General features: G+C 43.6%; 2 protein-coding genes and 1 pseudogene. 2 read left to right on the forward strand and 1 reads right to left on the reverse strand.

Translation table 11 applies throughout. The features are described from left to right. Window positions 1-544: pseudogene (locus tag AC1DPZ_RS24355) on the forward strand (sugar isomerase); the annotation flags it as partial. A 1-nt stretch (window position 545) separates the two neighbouring features. Further along, complete coding sequence (locus tag AC1DPZ_RS24360; protein WP_477408347.1) at window positions 546-1934, forward strand: FGGY-family carbohydrate kinase; 1389 nt, start codon at window positions 546-548, stop codon at window positions 1932-1934. Window positions 1935-2203: 269 nt separating this feature from the next. On the opposite strand, the gene AC1DPZ_RS24365 is transcribed toward AC1DPZ_RS24360, so the two are convergent. After that, window positions 2204-3061 carry an alpha/beta hydrolase gene (locus tag AC1DPZ_RS24365; RefSeq protein WP_477408348.1) on the reverse strand — a complete coding sequence of 286 codons (858 nt, stop codon included), beginning with the start codon at window positions 3059-3061 and terminating at the stop codon, window positions 2204-2206. Window positions 3062-3378 lie beyond the last annotated feature (317 nt).

Genomic DNA, 3378 nt, shown 5'->3' on the forward strand with positions numbered 1-3378 from the left:
AACACTGGTTGATCTTGGTCACCATTTACAGGGTGCCAATATCGAGCAAATTGTATCTCTATTGCTGATGGAAGGCAAGCTGGCGGGTTTCCACTTTAATGACTCCAAATATGGCGACGATGATTTGACCGTTGGTAGTATCAACCCATATCAATTATTCCTGATATTTAACGAACTGGTAGAGGGCATGGATGCCCGCGGCATGAACCATGCCACGGCTATCGGCTGGATGATAGATGCATCGCATAACATAAAAGACCCTATTGAGGATTTAATCCAGTCGGTAGAAGCCATTAAAATAGCTTATGCTCAGGCATTATTGATTGATGCGACGGCTTTAAAGCAGGCCCAACAGGATAATGACGTAGTACAGGCCCAGGAGATTTTACAGCATGCCTACCGTACAGATGTTCGATCATTACTGGCAGAGGCACGTTTACGTGCAGGCGGCGCATTAAATCCGCTGGCATTATACAGGCAGCAGGCGGTACGTAACCAATTGATAAAAGAGCGCGGAGCTAAAGCAGTATCAACCGGATTATAATATGGCGCAAATACCTGTTATAGCTGTTTTTGATGTGGGTAAAACCAATAAAAAGCTGTTCCTGTTTGATGAAAACTATAAGATAGTTTTTGAGCGGACGGCCCGCTTCATGGAAACCCACGACGAGGATGGCGACCCATGCGAAAACCTCGACAGCCYGCGCTTATCCGTATTTGATTCGCTGCGCGAGATCTTTAAGCATAAGGAGTTTGATTTAAAGGCCGTCAATTTCTCTACCTATGGGGCAAGTTTTGTTTATGTAGATGAAGATGGCAGGCCCTTAACCCCATTGTATAATTATCTTAAACCATATCCACCAGAGTTAGGCAGGCAGTTTTACGAAACCTATGGCGATGAAGCCCGGTTTGCCCGCGAAACTGCCTCGCCTGTTTTGGGTAACCTCAACTCAGGTCTACAATTGTATCGGCTTAAATACCAGCAGCCCGAAGTTTTCAAAAAACTTAAATATGCCTTGCACCTGCCGCAATACATGAGCTACCTGCTCAGCGGCCAGATGGTTACGGATCTAACCAGCATAGGCTGCCATACCGCTCTGTGGGATTTTGGGAGCAACGATTATCATCATTGGGTTAATGACGAAGGCATATTGCCCAAAATGGCGCCCTTAAAACCTGCCGATAGTGTGCTGCCTTCTGTATTTCCGGGCAGTACTTTTTGTGTGGGGGTTGGCTTGCATGATAGTTCGGCGGCGCTTATCCCCTACCTGGTGAGCTTTAATATGCCCTTTGTGCTCATATCTACCGGCACATGGTCTATCAGCTTAAATCCTTTTAATCAAACACCGCTTACTGCCGATGAGCTGAAGAACGATTGCCTTAACTACCTGCAATACAAAGGCAGCCCGGTTAAGGCATCGCGGCTTTTCACCGGCTACGAATACGAGCAGCAGGTAAAACGCATTGCCGCTCACTTTAACCAGGACGAGATAAGTTACCGCACCCTCAATTACGACCCGGCAATAGCTGCAAAGCTCAATACACAAACTACACTGCAAAGCCAAAAACAGGAAGGTGAGTTACAAAAATCTGTTTTTGAACAGCGCAACCTAAGTGACTTTAGTACTGATATTGAAGCTTACCATCAATTGATGATAGATATAGTTAACCAACAAACCATATCAACCAATTATGTACTGCAGGGATGCAAAGTACAAAGGATTTTTGTTGATGGTGGGTTTAGTAAAAACAGTGTGTTTATGCACCTGCTGGCACTCGCCTTTCCTCAGTTAGAAGTTTATGCAGCTTCAATGGCACAGGCTACAGCTGTAGGCACCGCGCTGGCCATTCACCAATGCTGGAATAGTAAAGCGCTGCCGCATGATTTAATTGAGTTGAAATATTATTCGGGGGTGCAAAATGAGGTGGTGTGATCTGTACTTTGTCATTGAGGGATAAAATCCGGGGGACTCTGAGGGGAAAATGACGTTTTAAAAGATTTGTCATCCTGAACGCTTGAAGGATCTATTCGCAGACTGTGAAGAGCGACGAAGCATGGCGAATAATAGACACTTCAAGCGTTCAGCATGACAAAAAGTTTTTTATTGCGAAAAGGCATAAGTTGGCACGAAGCAATCGTAAACTGTGCATACAAGTTCGCTCTGCGCAGTTCACGATTGCTGCGCTCAGTAACATTTTTTGACTATATCCCTCTTACCAAACCCAGGATATCTCCAACAACTCCGGCATCCTTAATGATTCGATCATGTCCGGGACCGGTGTATTCATGTGTAATAACCTCAGGATTAACGCTCGAAAATTCCCGGAGGTAATCATAAGGCGAAACTTTATCCTCCTTATCAAAAGCCAGCCAATGCTTTAAAGCGGCATCGCCTATATATTTATCATTAATGTCAAAATACGACGCATCCATTCCAAACAGTTTTTCAAAGCTTTCAAAAAACTTATCCTGTGCCGATACAGGCACTGCGGCAGCATCCATGGTGGCTATAAAGTTTTGTTTAAGTTTAATAAGCGGCGCAATACTAATCTGCAATGCAGGCTTAATACCGGTTTCGTTAATGGCAATTACATTGGCCATGGCTCCAAGCGAATGCCCAATCATTATATCAGGAGCACCATATGTTTTAATAACCTCTTCGGCCGCTTTTGAAAAAAGTATCAGGTTGGATAGCTCTCCTTCAGAACTGGCATTACCCGGCGCATCAAAAGCAATAATCTGCACATCTTCAACGGTTTTTAAAGCTGCTATCATTTCATCAAAATCAATAGCTTTGGAGCCCCATCCATGTGTAATAAGCACTTTTTTACTGCCATGCCCCCATATAAAACCGTTAAATTTTAATGYCGATCTGCTAAAATGAGGGTCATAAACCTCAAGGCTAAACTTAGTGGCTTCATCCAGCAAAGCTTGCTGCTGCAATCTTGCCGGCATTTTTGGCGGGTAGCAGACGAGCTGCCAAAGCATATCAGTAAGATCCTGATTTTCTTTCTTCTCTAATGCCAGGATATGCTGGTGCAACAATTTTAATTTCTTCATGAAGCGAATAGCGTGTTAGGGAGGCTAAGGTATGGAAGTATCGTTAAATTAAAAAAATTGCCATGCAAGGCATCGCGAAGAATCTATTCGTGAACTATGCAATTCGGATTTAAACGCGCACTATAGATGCTTCACTTCGTACTGTATGACAAAAAAATTCAAAAGGTGTGGCTACCTACCCAACCACAACAAAGCATTTATAAGCAACTGGTTCTGGGTTTCGTTATCAAATGTTTGGGATAATGACTTATCTGTTCCGCCATCATAGTCCATATCATTGTGGCCCATGTTAAAATAAACCATACGGTATTTTTTAT

The organism is Mucilaginibacter sp. P4_G9 (genome assembly GCF_056400985.1).